The following is a 23,993-nucleotide window of genomic DNA, read 5'->3' as shown; positions in this document are numbered from 1 at the left end:
GATGAGCCTGGACGATCTACCGCCGCGAACGCGCCAGCGGCCCGCCCGCGAGTCCGAGATCAAGCGCATCGACCGCGCGCCGCCTGCGGTTGCGAAGATCACGCGCGCGGAGGAGCTGCGCCTGCAACTCGCCGACGATATCGTGCGCGGCGCGCTGGCGCCGGGGGCGCCGCTGGACGAGACCGAGATCGCCAAGCGCTTCAACGTCTCGCGCACGCCGGTGCGCGAGGCGCTGCGTCAATTGGCGACGTCCGGGCTGATCGAGGCGCGTGCGCATCGCGGCGCCGTCGTGGCGCGGCCCTCGGCCGACCGCCTGACCGGCATGTTCGAGGCGATGGCCGAGCTCGAGGGCCTGTGCGCCGGTCTCGCGGCGCAGCGCATGACGCCAGTCGAGCGGCAGCGGCTGGAAGCCATCCACGAGGAGCTGCGCAATCTCAGCCACGCCGGCAATCCCGAGCGCTTCCACGAGGTGAACGAGCGCTTCCACAACGCGATCTATGCCGGCGCGCACAATGCCTACATCGCCGAGATCACCCTGGCGACGCGGGTGCGGGTGCAGCCGTTCCGCCGCGCCCAGTTCCGCAATCTCGGCCGCCTTGCCAAGTCGCATGCCGAGCACGACCGCGTTGTCGTCGCCATCCTGCGCGGCGACAAGGCCGGCGCGGCGAACGCGATGCGTGCCCATATCGAGCTGGTGCGCGGCGAGTACGAGATCTATGCGGTGTCGGTGTAGGTTTTCGTTCGAGCGGTAGGGTGGGCAAAGCAGCCGCCGTTCGGCGGCAGCGTGCCCACCGTCCCACGGCGAGCTGATCACCAGCGGCATGGTGGGCACGGCGCCGCTGCTATCTCGCTCGGCGAGAGCGTGTGAACGCGCCTTTGCCCACCCTACGATTTTGCGCGTGGAGCCGTCAGTCCTTCTGCGCCATATACGCGCGCCAGCCGCCGAACTCGGAGATGTCGCGCGCACCGTCGAGCGCGGCGGGCTCGACGAGGAATCCTTTGGCGGTGCGGCCATCCGCCAGCCGGATGGTGCCGATCGACAGTGGCGGCGGGATCAGGTTGACGAATTGGCCGAAGCCGGCGGCCGACAGCGCCCAGATCTCGACCGCCATGGCGCTGCCCTTGCCATCGTCGATGCGCAGCATGCCGGGCTTGGGCGGCGTGGTCGACAGCGCATAGAGCTTGTAGTCCGGCGCGGTGGTCGTCGCCTCGAGCAGACGCCCGCCGAGGCTGGTCAGTTCGTGGTTCAATGCCATGCCCGAGAGATGCGCGCCGACGACGACGATGGCGATCTCGTCGCCATGCAGTGACGGTGACACAGGCGCGAGCGGCGGCAGCGGGATCGACTTGGCGCCGACCGGCAGCGCCGTGTCGGCATGAAAGGCGCGGCCGAGGCTGGCGAGCGCCGCATCGCGCGCGGCCGGCGCGAGCAGCGTGATGCCGAACGGAATGCCGTCGCTGCGCATGGCGGCAGGCACGGCGAGCCCGCAAAGATCGAGCAGGTTGACGAAATTGGTGTAGGTGCCGAGCCGGCTGTTGAGCTCGATCGGGTTGGCGAGCACGTCCGCGGTGGTGTAGGCGGTCGGCGCCGTCGGCAGCACCAGCGCGTCGACGTCTGCGAACGTGCGCTCCGCCACCTTCCGCAGCCCCTGCAGACGATACAGCGCGGCAAACGTGTCGGCCGCGCTGCCGCGCGCGCCGCCGATGGTGATCTCGCGCGTCACCGGATGGATCGCGTCGGGATCGGAGGCGAGAAGATCGCGGATCACGAGATAGCGCTCGGCCACCCACGGGCCTTCGTAAAGCAGCCGCGCGGTCTCATAGAACGGCTCGAGGTCGAATTCGACGAGCTCGGCGCCGAGCTTGGCGAAGCGTGCGGCCGCGGAGGCATAGGCTGCTTCGGCGGCCTTGTCGCCGAAGAAGATCAACTGGCCCGAACGGGGAATGCCGAGCTTCACGCCCTTCGGAAAGGCCGTCACAGCGGCCACGGGGCGGTCGCGCGAAAACGGATCGAGCGGATCGGGCGCTGCCATCACCGACAGCACCGCGACCGCGTCGTCGACCGTGAGCGAGAACACCGAGATGCAGTCGAGCGTGCGGCACGCCGGCACGAGGCCCGTGGTCGAGATCATGCCCAGACTCGGCTTCAGCCCGACGATGTTGTTGAGCATCGCCGGCACGCGGCCGGAGCCCGCCGTATCCGTTCCGAGCGACAGCGGCACGAGACCGGCCGAGACGGCCACGGCAGAGCCGGAGCTCGATCCGCCCGGCACGAGATCGGCGCGCACCGGGTTCTTCGGAATGCCATAGGGCGAGCGCACGCCGACGAGGCCGGTGGCGAACTGGTCGAGATTGGTCTTGCCGACGATGATCGCGCCGGCCGCGCGCAGCCGCCCCACCGCGGTGGAATCGCGAGATGGCGTGTACGCGAAGGCCGGGCAGGCGGCGGTGGTCGGCAGCCCCGCCACGTCGATGTTGTCCTTCACCGCGACGGGCACGCCGTAGAGCGGCAGCGATCTGTCCTTGTCGGCGAGGGCTTCGGCCTCCGCGAGCGCGTCCTTCTCGCCGCGCAGGCTGATGAAGATGGCGGGGTCGTTGTGCGCGCGAATCCGGGCGTAACAGCGCGCGATCGTGTCGCTTGGCTTTGTCAGGCCGGCGCGATGGGCGGCGACGATCTCGGCAATGGTCTCGGTCACGCGGCGCTCCGCGTCTCGTCCGAGCCCCAACTCTGGCCTGCCATTCTATTGCGCTCCGCTTCGCCAATCCTGCTGCGAACGTAGCAAGCCATGTGCCATTGTGTACACGGCTGGGATGCGGGCCCGACAAGGGAAAAATCTTGAAAGTCAGTGAGTTGGTATGCCGTCCGACAAGCCGTTGGGCGCGATCGGACACGGTTGCCGAAGGCGATTTGCCTAATTGATGGGCAGGTTGGGCGCCGGCGCCACCTAGTACCCGCGCCGCTCGGCCTCCCCGCCGGTGATGCGCGCGAGCCGTGCCTCGGTGGCCGAGCCCGTGCCACGGGCTGTCCGGAGCGATGCAGACGGCGGGCGGCTCACGGTGGCTCCCGACGACGGTGCGTCGTCAGCCCCACTGGGGAAGAACAGCAGCGCCACGCTCAGGCCGAGATTGACCAGCGCGCCAACCCACGTGCCGTGGTGCGATGATGTCGCCGCGTATTCGGGAAACCGGCCGGCGATCACGTAGTCCAGCACCATGACGGCAATCCAGGCCGGGATCACGCAGACCGGGTCCCAGCCGATGTCGCGGAAGCGCATCGCCTGCAGCATCAGGTTCGCGACCAGGCAAAGGCCAATCAGCACCATGATCGGCAAGCTCACCGTCAGCGCCGACGTCTGCGGGGCGAGCGCGGCAAGGCCGACGGCCACAACCACGATCATGACCACCGAAACCAGCGCAAGACCGAGCGAGGCGAGAAAATATTGCAGACGGCCGAGACGCGCATTGAAACCGAAAATGAACCCCAACATCCGCCACTCCCCGCAGGCCGAGCCGCAATCGAGGGCGCGGCCGACATGGCATATCAGGCTGAAATTGCCGCCCGCCTTCGCCGATAATTAGAATTGCATCGATCGCGTGCGACGGCGCTTTCGCGCTGCGACATCCCGCGCGGCCGAAAATATATCGTTGCTAAAGCAACTAATCTGTGGAACGATCGACCCGATCAGCAATGAGGCGCGGAATGATCCGCGTCTCGAAGAAGGGACGGGAACGTGATGCGCAGCCTGCTCGACGCAGGCGCGGCCGCTTGCGCGCGCGCCAACAGATTGCCGCAGCGGACAGGGCGGCCGCTCGGCGGTGGCCGCCGAAGTGGCTCAGCTCGCGCCCGTGACGGCGTCGAGATTGTCGTGGATCCGGCGCAGCAGGGTGATCAGGACTTCCCGCTCATCCTTGTCGAGACAGGCGAGCAGACGCCGCTCGCGTTCCAGCGCGGCGACGATGACCTTGTCGTGCGTCGCGCGGCCCTTGGCCGTCAACGAAATCGAATGGCTACGGCCATCCGCCGGATCGTTGCGGATCGCGATCAGGCCGCGGCCCTTCATCAGCGCCAGGGTGCGGCTGACCGGCCCCTTGTCGAAGCCGATCACGCTGCAGATCCGCGAGGCCGGGATGCCCGGCTCGATCGCCAGCAGCGACATGATCCGCCATTCGGTGACGTTGACGCCGAAATTGCCCTGATAGAACGCGGTGGCGCTGTTCGACAGCTTGTTGGCGATGAAGGTGATGAAGGCCGGCACATAGCGGTCGAGATCGAGCGTGAGGCCGTGCCCCTCAGGCTCGCGCGGCGGCGCTTTGCGCGGCGTCCCGGATTTCTCGCTCATGATCCCCAGCGTCCATGCATCGCCACTCATACGGATACGAAAAGCCGCATGACAAGGCCAAACTTCGGGAGCTCCGCATGAACCCAACAGGTCTTTCCCCCGCTGCCGGCGTGGCGCCGGCCATCCCGCACCTCGCCATCGATCCGTTCTCATATGAATTCTTCGACGATCCCTATCCGGCGCATCAGGAGATGCGCGAGGCCGGCCCCGTCGTCCATCTGGACGCGTGGAACGTCTACGGCGTCGCCCGCTATGCCGAGGTCTATGCCGTCCTCAACGATCCCCAGGCATTCTGCTCCAGCCGCGGCGTGGGCTTGAGCGACTTCGCCAAGGAAAAGCCGTGGCGGCCGCCGAGCCTGATCCTCGAGGCGGATCCGCCTGCGCATACGCGCACCCGCGCCGTGCTGAGCAAGGTGCTGTCGCCGGCCGTCATGAAGCGGCTGCGCGACGGCTTCATGGCGGCGGCCGAGGCCAAGATCGACGAGCTCGTAGGCCGGAGCTCGTTCGACGCGATTCCGGATCTCGCGGAGGGCTATCCGCTGTCGGTGTTCCCCGATGCGCTCGGGCTGAAGCCGGAGGGGCGCGAGCATCTCATTCCCTATGCGAGCCTGGTGTTCAACGCCTTCGGTCCGCCGAATGAGCTGCGCCAGCAGGCGATCGAGCGCTCGGCGCCGCACCAGGCCTATGTCACGGAGCAGTGCCAGCGCGACAATCTCACGCCCGGCGGCTTCGGCGCCTGCATCCATGCCTTCAGTGACACCGGTGAGATCACGCCGGCCGAGGCGCCATTGCTCGTGCGCTCGCTGCTGTCGGCCGGCCTCGACACCACGGTCTATGGCATCGGCGCCGCGGTCTATTGTCTTGCCCGCTTTCCAGACCAATGGGCGCGGCTGCGCGCCGATCCGTCGCTGGCGCGCAACGCGTTCGAGGAGGCCGTGCGCTTCGAAAGCCCGGTGCAGACCTTCTTCCGCACCACCACGCGGGACGTCGAGCTTGGCGGTGTCGTCATTCCCGAAGGCGAGAAGGTGCTGATGTTCTTAGGTGCCGCCAATCGTGATCCCCGCCGCTGGGAGCAGCCGGACAGCTACGACGTCACTCGAAAAGTCTCAGGTCACGTGGGCTTCGGCTCGGGCATCCACATGTGCGTCGGTCAGTTGGTTGCGCGCCTCGAAGGCGAGGCGGTGCTGACGGCGCTTGCGCGCAAGGTCGGGAGCATCACGATGAGCGGCCAGCCGAAGCGCCGCTACAACAACACGCTGCGCGGGCTGGAGAGCCTGCCGGTGACCTTCACCCCAGCCTGCACTCCAGCCTGAGTCATGCCATGACGACGATCACTTTCATTCATCCCGACAACCGCAGCGAAAGCGTGGAGGCCGAGGACGGCGCCAGCGTGATGCTCGCGGCGCTGACCCACGGCATCGATGGCATCGTCGCCGAATGCGGCGGCAATGCCGTCTGCGCCACCTGCCACGTCTATGTCGACGACGCCTGGACAGCGAGGCTCGATCCGGTCTCCAACGACGAGGATGCGCTGCTCGATGGCACGGCGGCGGAGCGGCTGCCGAACAGCCGGCTGTCCTGCCAGATCAAGGTGCAGCCGGCGCTGGCCGGTCTGGTCGTGCGTATCCCGGACAAGCAGAGCTGACGGCTTCGACAACAATCAGAACAAGCAACACATGGGGAAGGAACACATGAAGCAACTCAGGACCTGTGCGCTCGCGCTGGCCGCGTCATTGGGCGTCCCGGCCGGAGCGTCCGCCGGCGAGATCTCGGACAACGTCGTGCGCGTGGGCGTGCTCAACGACATCTCCGGCATCTTCCAGGACACCAACGGCATGGGTTCGGTCGAGGCCGCGCGCATGGCGGCGGAGGATTTCAGCGGCGGCGGCAAAGGCATCAAGGTCGAGATCGTCTATGCCGATCACCAGAACAAGGCCGATGTCGGCTCGGCGATCACGCGCAAATGGCTCGATGTCGACAAGGTCGATGCCGTCGTCGACGTGCCCAACTCGGCCGTCGGCCTCACGGTCAACGAGCTCTTGCGCAACAGCCGCATGACTTTCCTGGCGTCGTCGACCGCGAGCTCCGATCTCACCGGCAAGGCGTGCTCGCCGAACACCATCCAGTGGGTCAACGACGCCTGGGCGACCGGCAACACCACGGCGGCCGCGATGATGGGCCGTGGCGGCAAGGACTGGTACTTCATCACGGTCAACTACGCGCTCGGCCAGGGCATCGAGGCGGAGGCGACCAACTACGTCGAGAAGCACGGCGGCAAGGTGCTGGGCTCGGCCAAGCATCCGCTCGGCACCACGGACTTCCCCTCGTTCCTGCTGCAAGCGCAGGGCTCCAAGGCCAAGGTCATCGGGCTGGCGAACGCTGGCGGCGACACCATCAACGCCGTCAAGCAGGCGTCCGAGTTCGGCATCCAGCAGGGCGGCCAGTCGCTGGTTGCGTTCCTGCTGTTCATCAACGACATCCACGGCATGGGCTTGAAGGCGGCGCAGGGCCTGCAACTGCTCGAAGCGTTCTACTGGGACATGAACGACGACACCCGCGCCTTCGCCAAGCGCTTCGCGGCGCGCCCCGGCATGAACGGCAAGATGCCGAGCGGCAACCAGGCCGGCGTCTATGCCTCGACGCTTGCCTATCTCAACGCCGTCGCGGCCACCGGCAGTGACGATGCCAAGGACGTCGTTCCGCAGATGAAGACGGTGAAAGGCAAGGACAAGCTGTTTGGCGACACCATGATCCGCGCCGACGGCCGCGTGGTGCATCCGATGTATCTGTTCGAGGTGAAAAAGCCGGAGGAGTCGAAATACCCGTACGACTACTATCGTCTGGTCTCGACGATCCCGGCCGAGCAGGCGTTTCGTCCGATCGCCGAAGGTGGTTGCGCGCTGGTGAAGTGACGCTCTTTGCGGGTGCCACGACAAGCATCCCAGCCGGCCGTGTCGTGCTGACGCGGCCGGCTTCTGCCGTGCAGCAGTATCCTTAACAAGCACTATAGTTCTTGCCTTTGCCCGTTTACGGGAATTATGGTGCATGGGCCGATCGCGCGCTGGATGAGCACCGCGCGACGGATGCTGCGGCGAAACGCCGCCGCTTGTCGTGCTGCTGCGTCGCGGCGACGAAACAACGATAAGAACGATTTGTTTGAGGGGAGGAAGACCATGAAGAGCTTCTGGCTGGCGAGCGCCACGGCGCTGCTGTTTTCGAGCACGGCCTTTGCCGGCGACACCATCAAGATCGGATTCGTCTCGACGTTCAGCGGTCCGACGGCCGTGATCGGCAACGACATGCGCAATTCATTCGAGCTCGCGCTCGACCATCTCGGCCGTAAGATCGACGGCAAGCCGGTCGAGGTGATCTACGAGGACGACCAGCAGAAGCCTGACGTCGGCAAGCAGAAGACCGAGAAGCTGGTGCAGTCCGACAAGGTCGACTTCATCGTCGGCTACATCTGGTCGAACGTGCTCCTGGCCTCGCTCAAGACCGCGGTGGATTCCCAGACCTTCCTGATCTCGGCCAATGCCGGCCCGTCGCAGCTCGCCGGCGAATTGTGCTCGCCTTACGTGTTCTCGACCTCCTGGCAGAACGACCAGACGCCCGCCGCGATGGGCCTCTACATGAACCAGAAGGGCGTCAAGTCGGTGTTCCTGATCGGCCCGAACTATGCCGCCGGCAAGGACATGCTGGCCGGCGTGAAGAGCACCTTCAAGGGCCAGGTCGTCGGCGAGGAATACACGGTGTGGCCGAGCCAGCTCGACTTCTCCGCCGAGCTCTCCAAGGCGCGCGCCTCCGGCGCCGAGTCGATCTTCGTGTTCTATCCAGGTGCGGCCGGCGTGCAGTTCCTCAATCAATACGCGCAGGCCGGGCTCAAGGAGAAGATGCCGCTCTACACCGCCTTCACCGTCGACGAATTGTCGCTGCCGCTGCAGAAGGACAATGCGATCGGCGTGCCCGGCGCCCAGGAATGGGTCAACGACCTGCCGAACGAGCAGAACAAGAAGTTCGTCGCCGACTACCGCAAGAAATACACCGGCCTGCGTCCGACCTATTACGGCGCCCAGGCCTATGACGCGGCCCAGCTGATCAACAGCGCCGTGGTTGCGGTCAAGGGCGACACGTCCAAGAAGGACGCGATGAAGGCCGAGATGGAGAAGGCCAACTTCAAGTCGCTGCGCGGCTCCTTCAAATTCGGCAACAACCACATCCCGATCCAGAACTTCTACCTGCAGGACGTGGTCAAGGACACCGACGGCCAGCTCTCGCTGAAGACGGTCGCCACCATCGTCGAGAACGATCAGGACCGCTTCCACGACAAGTGCCCGATGAAGTGAGCGAAAAGAATTCCGAGCCAGGGACGAAACAGGCCTGGAATTTGCTTGAAGCTTAAAACATCTCCGGCCTAAGATCGGGACGGACATGGCGGCAGCGCCTGGAACGGGTTCTGCCGCCGTCTTTTTGAGCGTGAAGTGAGGGGCATGCTTCTCGTCGTCGAACAATTCCTGAACGGGCTGCAGTTCGGACTGCTGCTGTTCCTGCTGGCCGCCGGCCTGACGCTGGTGTTCGGCATCATGGACTTCGTGAACCTGGCCCACGGCTCGCTCTACATGATGGGCGCCTATTTCGCGGCGACCTTCGTGGCCTGGACCGGCAGCTTCGTGCTCGGCGCCGTCATGGCGCTCGGAGCCACGCTTCTGCTCGGCATCGTGCTCGAATTCACGGCACTGCGCCATCTCTATGGGCGCGATCACCTTGACCATGTGCTCGCGACGTTCGGCCTGATCCTCTTCTTCAACGAGGCCGTCCGGCTGATTTGGGGCCCGGCGGGACTGGCGCTGCCGCTGCCATCCTGGCTCGCCTTCCCGGTCACGATCCTGCCCGGCATCCAATATCCCGCCTATCGGCTCGCCATCATCGTCGTGGCGCTCCTGGTGGCGCTGCTGCTCTATCTCGGGGTGATGCGGACGCGGATCGGCATGCTGATCCGCGCCGGCGCCTCCAACCGCGAGATGATCGGTGCGCTCGGCATCAACATCAAGCTGCTCTATACGCTGGTGTTCGGCCTCGGCGCCGCGCTCGCGGGCCTCGCCGGGCTGATGCAGGCGCCGATCCTGACCGTGCAGATCGGCATGGGCGAGAACATCCTGATCCTTGCCTTCGTCGTGATCGTGATCGGCGGCATCGGCTCGATCCGCGGCGCCTTCATCGCCGCGATCATGATCGGCCTGATCGACACGATGGGCCGCGCCTTCCTGCCAAACCTGTTGCGCCAGGTGCTGAACTCGGCGGCGGCGTCCACGGCGGCGCCGGCGATGTCGTCGATGCTGATCTATCTCCTGATGGCGATCGTGCTGGTGGCGCGGCCTGAAGGTCTGTTTCCGGCCAACCGCAGATGAAATCACAGCTCAACGTCTCAAGCCTCGTGGCCGCACTCGTCGTGGCCGGCCTGGTGCTGCTGCCGGTCTATTCCAACCTCTCCGGCAACATTTTCATCCTCACGCTGTTCACCCGCATCGTGATCCTGGCGCTGGCGGCCGTCAGCCTCAACCTCATCATGGGCTATGGCGGCATGATGAGCTTCGGCCATGCCGCCTATCTCGGCATCGGCGGCTACGCCGTCGGCATCCTGGCGCAGGAAGGCATCGGCTCCGGCTGGGCGCAGTTCGCGGTGGCGATCGCGGTGTCGGCGCTCTATGCGCTGGTGATCGGTGCGCTTTCCCTGCGCACCCGCGGCGTCTATTTCATCATGATCACGCTGGCTTTTGCGCAGATGGCCTACTACGTCGCGTCCGGCCTCGCCCGTTACGGCGGGGATGATGGGCTCACCGTCTACAAGCGCAGCGATTTCGGTGGCCTGATCAACCTCGGCAACCGCGTGCAGTTCTATTATCTCTGCCTGTGCTGCCTGCTTGCCGTCGTGGTGCTGATCTGGCGCATCGTCAATTCGCGCTTCGGCCTCGTGCTGCAGGGCCTGCGCTCCAACGAGCAGCGCATGCAGGCGATCGGCTTCCCGTCGAAGCGGTACAAGCTGGCGTGCTTCGTCATCGCCGGCATGCTGTGCGGCCTGTCCGGTGCGCTGCTTGCCAACAATACCGATTTCGTCAGCCCTGCCGTGATGTACTGGACCCGCTCCGGCGATCTCATGGTGATGGTCATCCTCGGCGGCATGGGCACCCTGATGGGGCCGGTCGTCGGCGCGGTGGTGTTCCTGGTGCTGGAAGAGGTGCTGTCGCAGATCACCGAATATTGGGCGTTGATCATGGGGCCGCTGCTGCTCCTGATCGTGCTGTTCGGCCGCGGCGGCATCATGGGCATGCTCGGGAGGTTGAACCGTGGCTGAGTCGCTGCTTCGCGTCGACAATCTCGTGCGCCGGTTCGGCGGCATCGTCGCCACCGATCATGTCTGCCTGGACGTTGCCAAGGGCGAGATCCACGCCATCATCGGGCCGAACGGCGCCGGCAAGACCACGCTGATCAGCCAGCTCACCGGCCACCTGGCGCCGCATGCGGGGCGCATTTTCTTAGGCGGCCGCGACATCTCGCATTTCCCCGCCTATAAGCGCAGCGCACTGGGGCTGGCGCGTTCGTTCCAGATCACCTCGCTGCTGACCGACTTCACCGCGGCCGACAATGTCGCGCTGGCGGCGCAAGCCCATGACGGCAAGCACTCGTTCCGTTTCTTCGCAGCCGCGCGCAAGGACAAGCCGCTGCGCGCCGCCGCGCACGCCGCGCTGGAGCGCGTCGGTCTCGGCCATCGCGCCGACGTGCTGGTCTCGAAGCTCAGCCATGGCGAGCAGCGCGAGCTGGAGCTCGCGGTCGCGCTCGCGACCAAGCCGCAGCTCCTGCTGCTCGATGAGCCGATGGCCGGCTTGGGGGTGACCGAGTCGCAGCGCATGGTGAAGCTGCTCAATGAGCTGCGCGACGAGGTCTCGATCGTGCTGGTCGAGCACGATATGGAGGCGGTGTTCGCGCTCGCCGACCGCATCTCGGTGCTGGTCTATGGCCGCATCATCGCCTCGGGCAAGCCGGACGAGATCCGGCAGAACGAGGAGGTCAAGCGTGCCTATCTCGGCGATCAGCATGTGGTGGTCGGCCATGGTTGATCTGGGGACAAGCGCCATGCTGCTCGAGGTCGACGGCATCGAGACCTGTTACGGCCTGAGTCAGGTCTTGTTCGGCCTGTCGCTGGCGATCCGTCCCGGCGAGATGGTCTCGCTGATGGGCCGCAACGGCATGGGCAAGACCACCACGATCCGCTCGATCATGGGCCTGACCCAGGCGCGCGCCGGCCTGATCCGCTTCAGCGGCCAGGAGACGCGAAAGCTGCCGTCCTACAGGATCGCCCAGCTCGGCGTCGGCCTGGTGCCGGAGGGACGGCAGATCTTTCCGAATCTGACCGTCACCGAGAATCTCGTAGCGGCTTCGGCCAACCGGCTCGGCGCGTCCGATCCTTGGACGCTCGACAAGATCCACGCGCTGTTTCCGCGGCTCGCCGAACGCGGCAGCAACATGGGCAACCAGCTCTCCGGCGGCGAGCAGCAGATGCTGGCGATCGGCCGGGCGCTGATGACCAACCCAAAACTCCTCATTCTCGACGAGGCGACCGAGGGGCTGGCGCCGTTGATCCGCGAGGAGATCTGGAACTGCCTGTCGCTGCTGAAATCGCGCGGGCAGTCGATCCTGGTGATCGACAAGAATGTCGAGCATCTGACCCGCATCTGCGACCGCCACTATATCATCGAGCGTGGCCGCACGGTGTGGCACGGCACATCGGACCAACTGATGGCCGAGCCGGAGCTGCAGCACCGTTATCTCGGTATCTGAGGGCGGAGCGCTGCCGGCTATGACGACGTGGAAGCGGATTGACTCAAATCAAGATCGCGTCGCGCGAGGGGCGTAGATTTCATAGTCGTGCTGGCGTGCGCCGATTTTTCGCATTGAGGCGCGGCGTGGACGGGATCATTCTTCAGGGTAGTACTTTGTTTCACCCTTTACCAAAGGTTGAGCAAATGCGTGCGCCTCATCTCCGAATCGAAGCACCGAAAAAGGCCGCGGCCAGTCTGCGCAGCTTCTGGTCTGCTCATTCCGACCTCGAGACGGCGCTTTGTCTCGCCTTCATGCTGATCGTCGGAATCATCGTCAAGATGACGCCGCCAACCTAGGCGCCGCCGATCTGCGCATCGCCGCCTCCGCGCTCAGCGGTCGAACGGGATGTACTTCTGGTATTCCTTCGGCACCCGGCTGCGATAGCGCGAGGGCACCTTGCCGCTGCGCAGGGAGTCTTCGACTTCCTGCCGGGTGGTCTTGGTACGCTTCTTCTTTTTCGTGGCGGCCGCATCGGCGGCCGGCTTTGTCTCGGCCGGCTTTTCGGTCGTGGCTGCCGGCGCCGGAGCAGGTGCCGCCGCGGCAGGGGAGGGACTTGGCGTCGGAGAGGGAGTTGCGGCGGGAGCAGGCTGGGCCGGCGCATCCGCTGCCGGTGCGCTCTGCGCCATGGCCGCTCCGGACGCAAGACTCACGACCAGCATGCTTGCCATTGCGATCCCTGACAACTTGATCATGACAACGAGACTCCCAACACAGCACCGGACGTGCCGACCTGATGAGGTCGTTCGCGCTCGGCCACCGGTTCATGCCACTGATGAATGGCCGCCGAGCGCCGACGATCCTCATCGCCTAAGATGAATTCGTGATGCCGTCTTTTTGAGCATATGCTGTGATTTGTTCCGTTGAATCGCAAGCATTTTCCGTGGCACGCGGATTGCTCTTCCAGTTGCTCAGAGTTGGCAGCTAGGGTTCCGGTTCTCGGTCGAGAACGCTGGTCCGAGAGCAGCCGCCAGGGGAGAGCCCTGGTGCACGGCGGGATAAAAACCCGGGAGACCTCAGTGGCCGCGCTTGGCAGGCACGAGGTTCTTCATGCCAGTCCGCGGTCAGAAAACCGATGAGGGACTGGACATGTTCAAAGCGCGAAATCTGTTTGTTGCCCTGCTCGCGGCATCGACGCTGGCGACCGCGTCGCTGTCATCAGCGTCAGCCGAGAAGAAGAAGGAATTCAACATCGCCTGGACGATCTATGTCGGCTGGATGCCGTGGCCCTATGCGGCCGAGTCCGGGATCGTCAAGAAGTGGGCCGACAAATACGGCATCACGATCAAGGTCACGCAGATCAACGACTACGTCGAATCGATCAACCAATATACCGCCGGCAAGTTCGACGGCGTCACCGTCACCAACATGGATGCGCTGACCATCCCCGCTGCCGGCGGCGTCGACACGTCGGCCATCATCATGGGCGACTACTCCAACGGCAATGACGGCGTCGTGCTCAAGAAGGGCAAGACCATGGCCGACATCAAGGGCCAGAAGGTCAACCTCGTCGAGCTCTCGGTGTCGCATTATCTGCTGGCGCGCGGTCTCGAGACCGCGAAGCTGTCCGAGAAGAACATCAAGACGGTCAACACCTCGGACGCCGACATCGTCGCCGCCGCGAAGTCGCCGGACACGACGGCCGTGGTCACCTGGAATCCGCAGCTGCTGGAGGTGAAGGCCGAGCCTGGCGCGACGCTGGTGTTCGACTCCAGCAAGATCCCCGGCGAGATCGAGGATCTCATGGTCGTCAACAGTGCGACGCTCAAGGACAATCCCGAGCTCGGCAAGGCGCTGGTCGGCATCTGGTACGAGACCATCGCGCTGATGAAGGACCAGAGCGAGAAGGGCAAGGCCGCGCGCGAGGCCATGGCCAAGCTGTCGGGCACCGATCTCGCCGGTTTCGAGACCCAGCTCAAGACCACGTTCATGTATTATGAGCCGAAGGACGCGCTCGCCTTCGTGACCGGACCGGAATTGCCGAAGATCATGGATCTCGTGCGCACCTTCTGCTTCGATCACAACCTGCTTGGCGAGAACGTGAAGTCGAAGGACGCGGTCGGCATCTCCACGCCAACGAAGACGCTGGGCGCGGCCGGCAATGTCAAGCTGCGCTTCGATCCGACCTTCATGAAGATGGCCACCGACGGGAAGCTCTGAGCCGTCTGTCCGCTGCGCAACTCGTGTCACCCCTCACCCTGAGGAGCTTGCGTCAGCAAGCGTCTCGAAGGGTGAGGCCGAGGTGGGCCTCATGGTTCGAGACGGCGCTGCGCGCCTCCTCACCATGAGGAGTTAGGGAGCCATCCATGACGCGTGCGATGAACGTCGTCCCGAACCGGGGCAGCCGGCTGTTGCTGGCGCTGCTGCCGTTCCTGCTGATCGCGCTGATCTACGTGGTGGGGTCGGCGCAGCGGCGTGCGGACAATCCGGACGACAAGCTGCTGCCGCCGGTCTCCGAGATGGTCGCGACCTCGAAGCGGCTCGCGACCGAGCCGGATCGTCGCTCCGGCGACTACGTGCTGTGGTCGGACACGGCCGCGAGCCTGCAGCGGCTCGCGCTCGGGCTCGGCATTGCCGCCGTCATCGGCCTCGTGCTCGGACTCGCCATCGGCTTGCTTCCGATCGCCGGCGCCGGCTTCGGCACGCTGATTGCGGTACTGTCGATGATCCCGCCGATGGCGGTGCTGCCGGTTCTGTTCATCGTGTTCGGCCTCGGCGAGCTGTCCAAGGTGGTGCTGATCATCATCGGCGTTACGCCGACCCTGGTGCGCGACCTCTCGCTCGAGGTGCAGAACATGCCGCGCGAGCAGCTGATCAAGGCGCAGACCCTGGGCGCCTCGACCTGGCAGGTCGCGATCCGCGTCGTGCTGCCGCAGATCATGCCACGCCTGATCCAGGGGCTGCGGCTCATGATCGGGCCCGCTTTCCTGTTCCTGATCTCGGCCGAGGCGATCGCCTCCGATGTCGGGCTCGGCTACCGCATCTTCCTGGTCCGGCGCTATCTGTCGATGGACGTGATCCTGCCTTACGTCGTCTGGATCACGCTGCTCGCCTACATCTTCGACTATGCGCTGGTCTGGTTCGGACGGCGCGCCTTTCCCTGGGCCTATGCGCGAGGGAGCCGCTGATGAGCACGCTGTCCTTCCGCAACGTCTGGGTCGAATATGGCAACCAGGTCGTGCTCGAGCGCATCAATCTCGAAATCGCCTCCGGCACCTTCCTGTCGATCGTCGGCCCTTCAGGTGCAGGCAAGAGCACCTTCCTGCGCCTGATCCTCGGCCAGGAGAGGCCGACCCAGGGCGCGGTGCTGCTCGATGGACAGCCGTTTCCGGCCGAGCCGGGGCCGGACCGCGGCATCGTGTTCCAGCGCTACTCGGTGTTCCCGCATCTGACCGTGCTCGGCAACGTGCTGCTCGGCTACGAGCTTGCCGGCAGCCCGTTCACGGCGCGGCTGTTCGGGTCGGCGCGCAAGGAGGCGATGGAGAAGAGCCGCGCGCTGATCGAGGCCGTCGGCCTGGCCGAGCATCGCGACAAATATCCGAGCGCGCTGTCCGGCGGCATGCAGCAGCGGCTGGCGATCGCGCAGGCACTGGCGAAGCAGCCGCGCGTGTTGCTGCTCGACGAGCCCTTTGGCGCGCTCGATCCCGGCACGCGTGCGCAGATGCATGGGCTGATCAAGCCGTTGTGGCGCGAGCACAACATGACCATCGTGATGGTCACCCACGATATCAAGGAGGCGTTCGGCCTCGCCACCCGGTTGATCGCGCTCGACCGCCCGCGCAAGGATCCGCAGGCGCCCGAGCGCTTCGGCGCGCGCATCACCTACGACCTCGATCTCACCCGCGACAGCGCCGTGCCGGTGCTCGGATTCATCCGCGCCAGCCTGCAGGCGGCGCAATAGTCAGTTCAAGAAACGTCGAAAGAAACGAAGGAGAGTCTCCATGTCATTCCCACTCATGCGCCGGTCGCACCGCGCCGGATTGCACGCGCAGCGCCGGCTCATGCGGCGTCACCATCCGGACTTCGACAAGATGGCGACGCAAGGCTGGCAGGCGCTGGAGGCCGAGGGCAGGCTGCCGAGCAACGGCTGGCGCAGGGAGAAGCAATGGGCGCTCGACATGGGTTTGCCCGGCGCCGACACGCTGACGGATCGCGAGATCCCGACCTTTGCGCGCGGCGAGCTGCCGCATTTCGCCGGGATCAACACCTTCATGAAGGCGCCGTATGTCGAGAACGTCCGCGACGTCGGCAAATACGACGCCGCGGTGATCGGCATCCCCTTCGATTCCGGCACCACCTATCGGCCCGGCACCCGCTTCGGGCCGCAGGGCATCCGCCGCATCTCCGCGCTGTACACGCCCTACAACTACGAGCTCGGCGTCGACCTGCGCGAGCAGATGACCCTGTGCGATGCCGGCGACGTCTTCACCATCCCCGCCAATCTGGAAAAGAGTTTTGACCAGATCAGCCGCGGCGTCGCGCATGTGTTCTCGTCCGGGGCGCTGCCGATCATGCTCGGCGGCGACCATTCGATCGGCTTTCCCTGCGTGCGCGGCATCGCTGAATGTACCGACAAGCGCATCGGCATCATCCATTTCGACCGCCACATCGACATCCAGGAGAAGGATCTCGACGAGCGCATGCACACCACGCCCTGGTACTGGGCGACCAATCTGCCGAACGTGTCGCCGACCAATCTGGTGCAGCTCGGCATCGGCGGCTGGCAGGTGCCGCGCGAGGGCGTCGAGGTCGCGCGCAAGCGCAATACCAACGTCCTGACCATCGCCGACATCGAGAAGATCGGCCTGGAGAAGACCGCCGAAATCGCACTCGAGCTGGCGTGGAAGGACGCCGACGCCGTCTACATCTCGTTCGACGTCGACTCCATCGATTGCGGCTTCGTGCCCGGTACCGGCTGGCCCGAGCCCGGCGGCTTCCTGCCGCGCGAGGCGCTGAAGCTGCTCGGCCTCGTCGCCGCCGAGGGCCTGTGCGGGCTCGAAGTGGTCGAGGTCTCGCCGCCCTACGACACCTCGGACATCACCGCGCTGATCGGCGTGCGCGTCGTCGTCGAGGCGCTCGGCTCGATGGTCGCCCACGGCAAGCTCGGCAGCCACAAGTCCATCATCAACAAGCCGGTCAGCTTCTGAGGCTCGCGATGCGTCATCATCACCACCATCACGGCCATCATCATCACGATCATGGCCATGCGCATGATCATGATCACCACCATGACCACGATCACCCCCCGCACGGTCCCGGTCACAACCATCCCCACGGCGGCCGCTCGCCGGTACAGTGGCAGACGCCGCATCAACCGGACGGCGCCAAGCCCGCCGCGGCGGCCGAACCGGATCTCGACAAGGTCGAGGCTGCCTTTGTCGACGGCTTCATCGCCGCGCCGGATCCGACCAGCTTCCTGCGGCTGGCGCGGGTTCCGTTCGAGATCCTGCGCGACGGCACGAGCCTCAAGCTGCTGCGCGTCGAGATCGACGCGCTGACCGATGTCGGCAGCCTGACGCCGCATCTCGGCGGCGGCACCTTCCGCTACGATCCGCTGCCGTCGAACTTCGTCTCCCGCCGCCGCCGGTTGCGCTTCGTCTATTTCGATGGCGCCAGCCTCAAGCCGCTCACCTACGCGGAGCTGCGGGAAATGGAATGAGCTTACCGCAGCGGCGTTCGCTTGAGCGCCGCTGCGAGGGCCTCGAAGCGGTCGACGACCTCCGGCAGCACATAGGATCGCACGGTGGACGCCGCTGCGACGCCGATCAGCAGCACGATGACATATTGAGCGGCGAGCAGGAGGGCGACGCGCCGCAGCCACGCCAGCCGCGGCCGGCGCTCGGCAGCGCGAGCGGGGCTCTGCGGCGCATCGGGACCTGCAAGCAGCAGGTCGTCTCGGTCTCGCGAGACCTCGGACATCAGCTCAGTACCCCGACAGAATCTGTTCGAGGCGGGATTTGAGCCGCTTGTTGGTGCGTTCGCGGTCGCGCAGCGTGCGAGCCCATTCCAGCGAGACGACCTCGCTCTCCTTGTCGAAGGCGAGGCCGGCGCCGGCACCGTCGCGCCACACCATGCGGGCCGGCCGCGACCATCCGCGCCGTTCGATCGTGACGTCGACGCGGTCGGGCAGCAGCACGCTCCCTTCCAACTCGATCTTGATGCCTCGGTTGTTGAAGTTGCGCACGACGCAGGCGAGCGTCGAGCAGCCGGCGTTGAATGTCAGAACGCCGCCATAGTAGACGCGTTGGCGGGCCTCGTTGCGACGGTTGTCCATGACACGTCCTCCAGTCACTTAACGATCTATTAAGCAATCGGAGGGTGTGTGGCCACCATCGGCGGTATGAAAATGACGGCGGTGGTTAACGCATGCCGGGATGTGCCGGCATTGACGTTGCGCGCGTTCACCCTCGCGCAAACATCCTGGCCTCTTTGGCGATGACCGGCTTCACAGCTTCACCCAGCCGCGCGGCGGCCGCGTCGACCGACAGGCCCGCTGTATCCACGACGGCGTTGGCCCTTGCGTACAGCGGCTCGCGGCTGGCGAGGATGTTGCGCAGCTCGGCCATCGCCGAGCGGTCGTCGGCCATCGGGCGGAGGTCGCCCTGCTTGCGCACGCGCCCCATGTGCTCCTCCGGCTCGGCCTTCAGCCAGATCGTGTAGAACGAGGTCAGGATCAGGTCGAAGGTCACCGGTTCAGAGACGATGCCGCCGCCGGTCGCCAGCACCATCGGCTCCTTGCGCGCCAGCAGCTGCACCAGGGCGGCCTGCTCCATGCGGCGAAAGCCTTCCTGGCCGTAGAGCGCGATGATCTCGGCAACCGACAGCCCGTTCTGCCGCTCGATCTCCTTGTTCAGCTCGACGAAGCTCCAGCCGATCCGCGCCGCCAGCATCTTGCCGAGCGTCGACTTGCCGGCACCGCGCAGGCCGATCAGCGCAATGCCCGAGAACGAACGCCGCAGCGGCGCCGATGCGCCGCCGGCAAGCAGCTCCTTGACCTCGGCGATCTGGCTCGGGCTCGCCTTCTTCAGGAGATCGCGAATGACTGGCCAGTCCGGCGATGGCTCGCCGCCGGGGATGATGTCGTCGAGCGGCGCGTTGATCGCGTTGGCGATGCGGCGCAGCAGCACGATCGAGACATTGCCCTTGCCGCTCTCGAGCTGGGCGATGTAGCGCTCGGAAATCCCGGAGACCTCGGCCAGCACCTTGCGAGACATGCCGGCGAGGCCGCGCATCCGCCGCACCCGCTGGCCCAGCTGGTCGAGGAAATCGGTCTCGGCCGCGGACTGGCCGTCGTCGCGCGGGGCATCGCTGTGTGGCGTCATATCCCTGAGGTACTCTTTTGAGCAGGAAACATAATGCCGGGGAGGATTGACAGCAAGCGATGTTGGTGGCCTTGTATGAATTATAATTCAAAAATCCGGGGAGAATGCCGTGAAGTCGTACAATGCGGTATCGTGGTTGCTTGACCGCAATGTCGAGGCGGGGCGCGGCGACAAGCTCGCCTACACGGACACGGTCTCCGAGCTGACCTATCGCGGTTTGCAGCAGCAGACCTGCCGCGTCGCCAACATGCTGCGTCGCCTTGGCGTCCGCCGCGAGGAGCGCGTGGCGATGATCATGCTCGATACGGTGGATTTCCCCGCGGTGTTTCTTGGCGCCATGCGCGCGGGCATCGTCCCGGTGCCGCTCAACACGCTGCTGACCTCGGAGCAATACGCCTATGTGCTGGCCGACTGCCGCGCCCGCGTGCTGTTCGTGTCCGAGGCGCTGTATCCGGTGGTGAAGGACATTGTCGGCCGGATGCCCGATCTCGATTGCGTCGTGGTCTCCGGCGCCAATGCCTTCGGCCACAAGCTGCTCACCGAGGAGCTCGCGCGCGAGAGCGATCAGTTCGACACGGTCGCCACCCACGAGGACGAGCCGGCGTTCTGGCTGTATTCGTCGGGCTCGACCGGCATGCCCAAGGGCGTGCGCCATCTGCACGGCAATCTCGCCGCGACGGCGGAGACCTACGCCAGCCAGGTGCTCGGCATCCGCGAGAGCGATGTCTGTCTGTCAGCCGCAAAGCTGTTCTTCGCCTATGGCCTCGGCAATGCGCTGACTTTCCCGCTCTCTGTCGGTGCAACCACGATCCTCAATTCCGAGCGTCCGACGCCGGCGCTGATGTTCAAGCTCCTCAACCGCTACAATCCGACCATCTTCTACGGCGTGCCGACCTTGTTCGCCGCGATGCTGCACGATGAGTCGCTGCGCCATGAGAAGGCCGGCAGCGCTCTGCGCATCTGCACTTCGGCCGGCGAGGCGCTGCCGGAATCGGTCGGCAATGCCTGGAAGGCGCGGTTCGGCGTCGACATTCTCGATGGCGTCGGCTCGACCGAGCTGCTGCACATCTTCCTGTCCAACGTGCCCGGGGACATCAAATACGGCTCATCGGGGCGCCCCGTGCCGGGCTATCAGGTTCGTCTTGTCAACGAGGCCGGTGAGGGCGTGCCGGACGGCGAGGTCGGTGAGATGCTGGTGCACGCGCCCTCGGCTGGCGAAGGCTACTGGAATCAGCGCCACAAGACCCGCTCGACCTTCGAGGGCTATTGGACGCGCACCGGCGACAAATATGTTCGCGATGCCGATGGCCGCTACACCTTCTGCGGCCGCTCCGACGACATGTTCAAGGTCTCCGGCATCTGGGTGTCGCCGTTCGAGGTCGAGAGCGCGCTGATCACGCATCCCTCCGTGCTGGAGGCCGCCGTGGTGCCGGAAGCCGATCCGGAGGGCCTGCTGAAGCCGAAGGCCTATGTCGTGCTGCGCCCGAGCGTCGATCGCTCGACCCTGCACGAGGCACTGAAGGAACACGTCAAGCAGAAGATCGGCCCGTGGAAATATCCGCGCTGGATCGAGGTGGTGGAATCCTTGCCGAAGACCGCGACCGGCAAGATCCAGCGCTTCAAGCTGCGCGAGGGGGCGAGCCAGTAATTGGTCTTCCTGCCCGTAAGTTGGCCCTGCTTTTAGTTGTCGTCATGGCCGGGCTTGACCCGGCCAACCATCCCGCCGCGACGAAGAAAGGCGTGGATGCCCGGGCCTTCGCCGCGTCGAAGCGGCTTCGGCCGCGCAGGCGGGTCAAGCCCGGGCATGACGAAGGAGAGAGTGACCGTGCAGCTTTCACCGAACGGCTTCCTCACCATCGACTCCGCCCAGCTCGAATATCGTCTCATCGGCCCGCAGCCGTCCGACGCCCCTTGCATCGTGCTGCTGCATGAAGGGCTGGGCTCGGTCGGCCTGTGGGGCGACTTCCCCGACAAGCTCCAACAGGCCACCGGCGCCTCCGTGCTCGCCTATTCCCGCGCCGGCTACGGCGCCTCGAGCCCGGTCACTCTGCCGCGCCCGCTCGACTACATGCAGCGCGAGGCGCGCGATGTCCTGCCGAAGCTGCTCGACGCGATCGGCTTCCGGCGCGGTCTTCTCGTCGGCCATTCCGACGGCGCCTCGATCGCGGCGATCTATGCCGGCAGCCACGCCGACCATCGCCTCCAGGGTATCGTGCTGATCGCGCCGCATGTCATCGTCGAGGACGTTTCGGTGTCGTCGATCGCCGCGATCAAGACAACTTACGAAACCACGGAGCTGCGCACCAAGCTCGGCCGCTGGCACAAGGACGTCGACAATGCGTTCCATGGCTGGAACGGCGCCTGGCTCGATCCGGCGTTCCGGACCTGGGACATCACGGCTGACCTCGCCTACATCCGCGTCCCCGTGGCCGTGATCCAGGGCGTCGATGACCAGTACGGCACCGTCCGCCAGGTCGAGATCCTCCAGGAGGAGTGCTACTGCCCGGTCGAGGTGACGATGCTGCCCAAGACCGGCCATTCCCCGCATCGCGAGGCGCCCGAGGCGACCCTGCGCGTTATCGCCCAGTTCGCCGCAGCCACCTTGCCGTCACCGGCATCACAAACATGAAACAAAGTGCATGTTCTGGCATTTAACGGTAGACGCCAGCCATAACATGAATTATTGTGCATCTCAACGATAAGCACTCCAACGAAGGGTGACTCATGGCCGGGGAAGACCGCGTGCTCGCGGGAGGCAAGACGTTCATCGATTTTCAGACCGATCCCTCCCGCTACAAACATTGGAAGCTCTCGATCGACGGCGAGGTGGCGACGCTCGCCATGGATGTCGACGAGAATGGCGGCCTGTTCGAGGGCTACCAGCTCAAGCTCAATTCCTATGATCTCGGCGTCGACATCGAGCTTGCAGATGCCGTGCAGCGGCTGCGCTTCGAGCACCCGCAAGTGAAGGTCGTGGTGCTGCGCTCGGCCAAGCCGCGCGTGTTCTGCGCCGGCGCCAACATCCGCATGCTCGCGGGCGCGACCCACGCCCACAAGGTGAACTTTTGCAAGTTCACCAACGAGACCCGCAATGGCTTCGAGGATTCATCCGAGAATTCCGGCCAGCGCTTCATCACCGTGGTGAACGGCACCGCGGCCGGCGGCGGCTATGAGCTCGCGCTCGCCACCGATCACATCATCCTCGCCGATGACGGCTCGTCTTCAGTGTCGCTGCCGGAGGTGCCGCTGCTCGCGGTGCTGCCCGGCACCGGCGGCCTGACGCGCGTCGTCGACAAGCGCAAGGTGCGCCGCGACCGTGCGGACGCGTTCTGCACGACGGAGGAGGGCGTCAAGGGCAAGCGCGCCGTGCAATGGCGTCTCGTCGACGAGATCGCGCCGAACTCCAAGGTCGACGCCAAGGTCGCCGAGCGCGCCAGGGAGTTCGCGGCCGCATCCAAGCGCAACGGCAGCGGCAAGGGCGTCGCGCTCACGCCGCTCAAGCGCATCATTGACGCGAGCAGCGTGCGCTACGGCTTCGTCAATGTCGACATCGACCGCGCCGCCCGCATCGCCACCATCACGGTCTCAGCTCCCGAGGCCGCGCCGCCGGCCGACATCGACGGCATGATCGGGCAGGGCGCCTCGTTCTGGCCGCTGCAGGTCGCGCGCGAGCTCGATGACGCCATCCTGCATCTGCGCATCAACGAACTCGGCATCGCAATGCTGGTGTTCAAGTCGCAGGGCGAGAACTCCCAGGTCCTGGCCTACGACGCCTTCCTCGAAGCCAACAAGGCGCATTGGCTGGTCAACGAGATCAGGCACTATTGGAAGCGCGTGCTCAAGCGCATCGACGTCACGTCGCGCACGCTGGTGACGCTGGTCGAGCCCGGCTCGTGCTTCGCCGGCACCTTGGCCGAGCTCGTGTTCGCCTCCGACCGCTCCTACATGCTGATCGGCACCATCCAGGGCGACAACCGCCCGGCGCCTTCCATCGAATTGTCGGCGATGAATTTCGGTCCCTATCCGATGAGCCACGGTCTGACCCGGCTGCAGTCGCGCTTCCTCGACGATCCCAACGGGCTCGAGCGCGTGCACGAGCAGGTCGGCAAGCCGCTGGAGGCAGATGAGGCCGAGGAGCTCGGCCTCGTCACCTTCGCGCTCGACGATATCGACTGGGAGGACGAGATCCGGGTCTTCCTCGAGGAGCGCGCCAGCTTCTCCCCCGACAGTCTCACCGGCCTCGAGGCTAATCTGCGCTTCGCCGGTCCCGAGACGATGGAATCGAAGATCTTCGCTCGCCTGACCGCCTGGCAGAACTGGATCTTCCAGCGCCCCAACGCGGTCGGCGAGGAGGGCGCGCTCCGGCGCTACGGCACCGGCGAGCGGCCGCAATACGACATGACGCGCGTGTAGTTATCATCCGTCATGGCCGGGCTTGGCCCGGCCATGACGGGCTCAT

24 protein-coding genes, 1 pseudogene and 1 riboswitch are annotated in these 23,993 nt (G+C 65.5%); of the genes and pseudogenes, 18 read left to right on the top strand and 7 right to left on the bottom strand.

All coding sequences use genetic code 11. From position 1 onward, the window contains the following. Position 1: 1 nt before the first annotated feature. Complete coding sequence (locus QX128_RS09945) at positions 2-733, top strand: GntR family transcriptional regulator (RefSeq protein ID WP_315801626.1); 732 nt, start codon at positions 2-4, stop codon at positions 731-733. Positions 734-908: 175 nt separating this feature from the next. Here QX128_RS09945 and atzF read toward each other — a convergent pair whose 3' ends face one another. The 3 genes from atzF to QX128_RS09930 all read right to left on the bottom strand — a co-directional run bounded on the left by atzF (position 909) and on the right by QX128_RS09930 (position 4,340). Beyond that, on the bottom strand, positions 909-2,696 hold the full coding sequence (atzF, locus tag QX128_RS09940; RefSeq protein WP_316237365.1) for an allophanate hydrolase: 1,788 nt from the start codon (positions 2,694-2,696) through the stop codon (positions 909-911). Between the two features lie 249 nt (positions 2,697-2,945). Next, the gene (locus QX128_RS09935; protein WP_316237364.1) at positions 2,946-3,488 is read right to left on the bottom strand and encodes a DUF805 domain-containing protein; all 543 of its coding nucleotides are present in this window, start codon (positions 3,486-3,488) and stop codon (positions 2,946-2,948) included. 345 nt (positions 3,489-3,833) lie between these two features. Then, the gene (locus QX128_RS09930; protein WP_315801623.1) at positions 3,834-4,340 is read right to left on the bottom strand and encodes a MarR family winged helix-turn-helix transcriptional regulator; all 507 of its coding nucleotides are present in this window, start codon (positions 4,338-4,340) and stop codon (positions 3,834-3,836) included. 77 nt (positions 4,341-4,417) lie between these two features. Between QX128_RS09930 and QX128_RS09925 the strand changes: the two genes are divergently transcribed. The 9 genes from QX128_RS09925 (at position 4,418) to QX128_RS09885 (ending at position 12,511) form a co-directional block, all read left to right on the top strand. Continuing rightward, complete coding sequence (locus QX128_RS09925) at positions 4,418-5,653, top strand: cytochrome P450 (protein WP_316237363.1); 1,236 nt, start codon at positions 4,418-4,420, stop codon at positions 5,651-5,653. A gap of 8 nt (positions 5,654-5,661) precedes the next feature. Then, entirely contained in the window at positions 5,662-5,985 is a 324-nt protein-coding gene (locus tag QX128_RS09920) for a 2Fe-2S iron-sulfur cluster-binding protein (protein ID WP_316237362.1), read from the top strand. A gap of 46 nt (positions 5,986-6,031) precedes the next feature. Continuing rightward, entirely contained in the window at positions 6,032-7,252 is a 1,221-nt protein-coding gene (locus QX128_RS09915) for an ABC transporter substrate-binding protein (protein ID WP_316237361.1), read from the top strand. Between the two features lie 261 nt (positions 7,253-7,513). Further along, entirely contained in the window at positions 7,514-8,683 is a 1,170-nt protein-coding gene (locus QX128_RS09910; protein WP_316237360.1) for an ABC transporter substrate-binding protein, read from the top strand. A 144-nt stretch (positions 8,684-8,827) separates the two neighbouring features. Next, positions 8,828-9,745, top strand: a complete 918-nt coding sequence (locus QX128_RS09905; RefSeq protein ID WP_315801618.1) for a branched-chain amino acid ABC transporter permease — start codon at positions 8,828-8,830, stop codon at positions 9,743-9,745. Beyond that, positions 9,742-10,689 (top strand): branched-chain amino acid ABC transporter permease, encoded by a 948-nt coding sequence (locus QX128_RS09900; RefSeq protein ID WP_315801617.1) that lies wholly within the window; start codon positions 9,742-9,744, stop codon positions 10,687-10,689. Before QX128_RS09905 ends, QX128_RS09900 begins: the two co-directional genes overlap by 4 nt. Then, positions 10,682-11,452, top strand: a complete 771-nt coding sequence (locus QX128_RS09895; RefSeq protein ID WP_316182028.1) for an ABC transporter ATP-binding protein — start codon at positions 10,682-10,684, stop codon at positions 11,450-11,452. Before QX128_RS09900 ends, QX128_RS09895 begins: the two co-directional genes overlap by 8 nt. A gap of 16 nt (positions 11,453-11,468) precedes the next feature. Further along, positions 11,469-12,173 carry an ABC transporter ATP-binding protein gene (locus QX128_RS09890; protein WP_316182027.1) on the top strand — a complete coding sequence of 235 codons (705 nt, stop codon included), beginning with the start codon at positions 11,469-11,471 and terminating at the stop codon, positions 12,171-12,173. Positions 12,174-12,211: 38 nt separating this feature from the next. Next, on the top strand, positions 12,212-12,511 hold the full coding sequence (locus QX128_RS09885; RefSeq protein WP_315801615.1) for a hypothetical protein: 300 nt from the start codon (positions 12,212-12,214) through the stop codon (positions 12,509-12,511). Positions 12,512-12,544: 33 nt separating this feature from the next. Here the strand turns inward: QX128_RS09885 and QX128_RS09880 are convergent, their stop codons facing one another. Then, on the bottom strand, positions 12,545-12,907 hold the full coding sequence (locus QX128_RS09880; RefSeq protein WP_316182025.1) for a hypothetical protein: 363 nt from the start codon (positions 12,905-12,907) through the stop codon (positions 12,545-12,547). A 218-nt stretch (positions 12,908-13,125) separates the two neighbouring features. Beyond that, a riboswitch (guanidine-I (ykkC/yxkD leader) is annotated at positions 13,126-13,227 on the top strand. Positions 13,228-13,301: 74 nt separating this feature from the next. On the opposite strand from QX128_RS09880, the gene QX128_RS09875 reads away from it, so the two are divergent. The 5 genes and pseudogenes from QX128_RS09875 to QX128_RS09855 form a co-directional block, all read left to right on the top strand. Then, on the top strand, positions 13,302-14,372 hold the full coding sequence (locus QX128_RS09875; protein WP_316237359.1) for a putative urea ABC transporter substrate-binding protein: 1,071 nt from the start codon (positions 13,302-13,304) through the stop codon (positions 14,370-14,372). A 146-nt stretch (positions 14,373-14,518) separates the two neighbouring features. Further along, positions 14,519-15,340, top strand: coding sequence for an ABC transporter permease (locus tag QX128_RS09870; RefSeq protein WP_315801612.1), 822 nt, complete (start codon positions 14,519-14,521; stop codon positions 15,338-15,340). Further along, complete coding sequence (locus tag QX128_RS09865; protein WP_315801611.1) at positions 15,340-16,113, top strand: ABC transporter ATP-binding protein; 774 nt, start codon at positions 15,340-15,342, stop codon at positions 16,111-16,113. The genes QX128_RS09870 and QX128_RS09865 overlap by 1 nt, the downstream gene beginning before the upstream one ends. A 40-nt stretch (positions 16,114-16,153) precedes the next feature. Then, a complete protein-coding gene (locus QX128_RS09860) occupies positions 16,154-17,359 on the top strand; it encodes an arginase family protein (RefSeq protein WP_316237358.1) in 1,206 nt (401 codons plus the stop codon). Between the two features lie 143 nt (positions 17,360-17,502). Then, positions 17,503-17,871, top strand: a pseudogene (locus QX128_RS09855) (hypothetical protein); the annotation flags it as partial. A 2-nt stretch (positions 17,872-17,873) separates the two neighbouring features. Here the strand turns inward: QX128_RS09855 and QX128_RS09850 are convergent. The 3 genes from QX128_RS09850 to QX128_RS09840 form a co-directional block, all read right to left on the bottom strand. Continuing rightward, positions 17,874-18,131: a hypothetical protein gene (locus QX128_RS09850; protein WP_316237357.1), complete on the bottom strand. Its 258-nt coding sequence runs from the start codon at positions 18,129-18,131 to the stop codon at positions 17,874-17,876. A 4-nt stretch (positions 18,132-18,135) separates the two neighbouring features. Beyond that, entirely contained in the window at positions 18,136-18,486 is a 351-nt protein-coding gene (locus QX128_RS09845; RefSeq protein ID WP_315801608.1) for a PilZ domain-containing protein, read from the bottom strand. A gap of 127 nt (positions 18,487-18,613) precedes the next feature. Further along, positions 18,614-19,534: a helix-turn-helix transcriptional regulator gene (locus QX128_RS09840; RefSeq protein ID WP_315801607.1), complete on the bottom strand. Its 921-nt coding sequence runs from the start codon at positions 19,532-19,534 to the stop codon at positions 18,614-18,616. 109 nt (positions 19,535-19,643) lie between these two features. Between QX128_RS09840 and QX128_RS09835 the strand changes: the two genes are divergently transcribed. From QX128_RS09835 to boxC, 3 genes are all read left to right on the top strand, one after another. Further along, entirely contained in the window at positions 19,644-21,182 is a 1,539-nt protein-coding gene (locus tag QX128_RS09835) for a benzoate-CoA ligase family protein (RefSeq protein ID WP_316237356.1), read from the top strand. A gap of 177 nt (positions 21,183-21,359) precedes the next feature. After that, entirely contained in the window at positions 21,360-22,163 is an 804-nt protein-coding gene (locus tag QX128_RS09830; RefSeq protein ID WP_316237355.1) for an alpha/beta hydrolase, read from the top strand. Positions 22,164-22,258: 95 nt separating this feature from the next. Next, positions 22,259-23,947, top strand: coding sequence for a 2,3-epoxybenzoyl-CoA dihydrolase (gene boxC / locus QX128_RS09825; RefSeq protein ID WP_315801604.1), 1,689 nt, complete (start codon positions 22,259-22,261; stop codon positions 23,945-23,947). Positions 23,948-23,993 lie beyond the last annotated feature (46 nt).

The sequence above is a fragment of the Bradyrhizobium sp. SZCCHNR1015 genome (genome assembly GCF_032489875.1).
Lineage (GTDB): Bacteria > Pseudomonadota > Alphaproteobacteria > Rhizobiales > Xanthobacteraceae > Bradyrhizobium.
The sequence above is the reverse complement of the archived record's forward strand: the minus strand, read 5'-3'. Positions and strand labels throughout refer to the sequence as shown.